The organism is Thermovirga lienii, from assembly GCF_036847465.1.
GTDB lineage: Bacteria > Synergistota > Synergistia > Synergistales > Thermovirgaceae > Thermovirga > Thermovirga lienii.
Window position 1 is genome coordinate 1 of the sequence record NZ_DAITZW010000073.1, and the last position, 2,769, is coordinate 2,769.

Consider the following 2,769-nt stretch of genomic DNA (forward strand, 5'->3'; position numbering starts at 1 on the left):
CATTATCTCTTTCACTTTACCAAAGTAGACGGAACGAAATATAGGCTCATCTACACGGTGGGACCACAGAGAACCTTGACATGTTGAAGAAAAGCGAAGCCCAGATGGCCATAGCCATGTGTAACCTCACGGGATTCGCATACACCGGAACCAACAGATATGAGGGAAAACCCAATCCCAACCTCCGCTACGTCATAGGGTTGTGGCCTGAGGTGTCTCAGTTCGTATATGCAAAGTCCTCCGGAATCAAGGGATGGAGCGATCTCAAAGGAAAGAAGATAGCGGTAGGACCGGCTGCGTCAGGTACGGAGTTCAGCACCCGAACAATTCTCAAAGCTGTTGCAGGATTGACCTTTGACGATATAACCCCTGAGTACCTGGGATACAGCGAAGCTTCTCAGGCCTTGCAGAACGGTCGTATAGATGCAGCTCTCCTTGAGGCTGGATACCCCACGTCCGCGGTGACCGAACTTTATGCAGGTAAGACAGAAGTTGATATGCTCATTTTCGACGACGAGGCTAAAAAGAAGCTCTTTGAGGCTGCTCCTTGGTATGCTCCTGTAACCGTACCAGCAGGCACCTATCCTAAGCAGGACAAGGATCTTCCCTTGGTTGGCGTAAAGTGTGCCCTTCTAGCTCATCCCGACGTGAAAGAGGAAGTAGTGTATAACGCCCTCAAGGTCATATACGAGGATAGAGAGGATCTGCTTAAGGAGCACGCGGTCTTCTACAAGGTTGATTTCGAGAACCCCCTGGCAGGGCTTTATGGTGCCCCGCTGCATCCAGGAGCGGTCAAATTCTTCAAGGAGAAGGGCTTGAATATCCCCGAAGAGTTGCTTCCGCCTGAAATGAAATAATAACTGCAAGATGCAGTTATGGTTTGGCCGGCATGTATGTAGTTTTATGCTGCCGGCCTTTTTAATCTTAAAGGATGGAGAGGTAGATTCATGGAGTTCATCAAGAAGTTGATCCCTAAGGGAGAGCACATTCCAACTCGCCAATTTGCAGGGAAAATTGGCCTTATTGCCCTGATTTTGACCGTGGGTACATCTTTGATCCATGCATGGATGAATAGTTTTGGCCTTTTGATGGCCATAAAGATGAATGCCATACATTTAGGTACCGTCATGCCATTGTCTTCCTATACTATCCAGCCACAGCCAAATCTCCCAAGGACAGGCCCAGTGTGCTGGACTGGATTTTTGCCGCTTTGGCCCTTACGGGGGCTTTTTACATTCTTACCCAGTACGACAGGATTTTGGCGGCTCACTTGAACGTTGGGATTGCCGATTTGGCCATGGCGACGGTGACCATGCTCTTGTTGATAGAGGCCAGTAGGAGGGCAGTTGGGCTTCCTTTGACCATATTGAGCATAATCTTTGTTTTATATACTAAGTTTGGTCCGTATTTCCCGGGACTTTTTGCCCATCAAGGTTTCAGCTGGGAGAGAATAATAATAAGAATGGGCCTAACTGACGAGGGTATCTACGGTGTCTCCCTGATGGTTTCCTCAACCTACGTTTTCATGTTCATCTTGTTCGGAGCGTTTCTTGCAGCCACCAAGACCAGCGACTTCTTCAACGATTTCTCCCTGGCGCTCGCCGGCAAATACAGAGGGGGGCCTGCTAAGGTGGCAGTGGTCGCCTCTGCTCTGATGGGCAGCATCTCAGGCAGTGCCCAAGCGAACGTGGCAACCACGGGGGCGATAACCATACCTTTGATGAAGCGAGTAGGGTATGCTCCCCATTTCGCAGGAGCCGTAGAAGCAGCAGCGAGCACCGGAGGTATCCTTATGCCTCCCATAATGGGAGCTGCTGCGTTCATCATGAGCACCTTTCTTGGGGTCCCTTACGCTAAGATAATGTTGGCAGGCGCAACTCCTGCAATACTTTATTATCTGGCCATAATGTTCATGGTGGATCTCAGAGCGAAGAAACGAGGGTTGAAGGGGCTGAGTGCCAATGAAATTCCCCCGTTGAAGGAAACCCTTCTGAAGAGAGGGCACATGATGATTCCTCTTGGCCTCATAATATATTTCTTGCTTGCAGGATACACACCTCTGTTCTCAGCCTTTTTAGGGTTGGTGTCGGTCATAGTGTTGTCGTTCTTGCGCAAAGAGACAAGAATGTCACTGAGGGATTTCATAAACGCTCTTGATCTAGGAGCTCGTAGCGCAGCTCCAGTGGGGATAGCATGTGGAGTGGTAGGTTTTATAGTTGGCTCCGTTGGCATGACTGGAGTGGGCCAAATTGTGGCTCTTAACATAATAATGTTCTCCGGTGGTAAATTGTGGGCTGCTCTGATTTTGTGCATGTTTGCTGCTTTGGTGTTGGGAATGGGCCTTCCTGCAACGGCTTGTTACATAATAACGGCTACCATTGCTGCTCCAGCGCTCCAGCAGATGGGTGTGACTCCCATAGCTGCCCACTTCTTTGCTTTCTATTATGGCACTATGTCTGCTGTCGTACCGCCAGTTGCCCTTACCAGCTATACGGCAGCGGGGCTTGCGGGAGCCAAGCCAATGAGGGTTGCCATCCACGGGTTTGGTTTGGCCCTTTCGGGGTTACTTTTGCCGTACCTATTTGTTTACAACAACGCCCTGTTGTTAGTTGATGCCTCATTGAAAGCGTACCTTTTTACTGTATCCATGGCTTTGGTTGGTGTGTTCTCGTTATCAGTGGGCATTATTGGTATCTTGAAGACAAACATGCCTGTATGGGAAAGGGTTCTTTTTGCTGTTATAGGCATAGGGATGGTAAGTCCCCTTGG

2 protein-coding genes and 1 pseudogene are annotated in these 2,769 nt (G+C 49.3%); 2 read left to right on the forward strand and 1 reads right to left on the reverse strand.

The window, feature by feature from the left end; translation table 11 throughout:
* Positions 1 to 68 precede the first annotated feature (68 nt).
* Positions 69 to 857, forward strand: a pseudogene (locus V7Z69_RS09710) (TAXI family TRAP transporter solute-binding subunit); the annotation flags it as partial.
* 44 nt (positions 858 to 901) lie between these two features.
* Here the strand turns inward: V7Z69_RS09710 and V7Z69_RS09715 are convergent.
* Complete coding sequence (locus V7Z69_RS09715; RefSeq protein WP_334139785.1) at positions 902 to 1,129, reverse strand: hypothetical protein; 228 nt, start codon at positions 1,127 to 1,129, stop codon at positions 902 to 904.
* Between the two features lie 57 nt (positions 1,130 to 1,186).
* On the opposite strand from V7Z69_RS09715, the gene V7Z69_RS09720 reads away from it, so the two are divergent.
* The coding region (locus tag V7Z69_RS09720; RefSeq protein ID WP_334139786.1) for a TRAP transporter permease at positions 1,187 to 2,769 on the forward strand (1,583 nt) is incomplete at its 3' end.

What these genes read in the sequence shown, in the direction of transcription:
- V7Z69_RS09715 (WP_334139785.1), bottom strand. Translation starts at nt 1,129, where the DNA reads ATGACGGTACCTAAATGTATGGCATTCATCTTTATGGCCATCAAAAGG.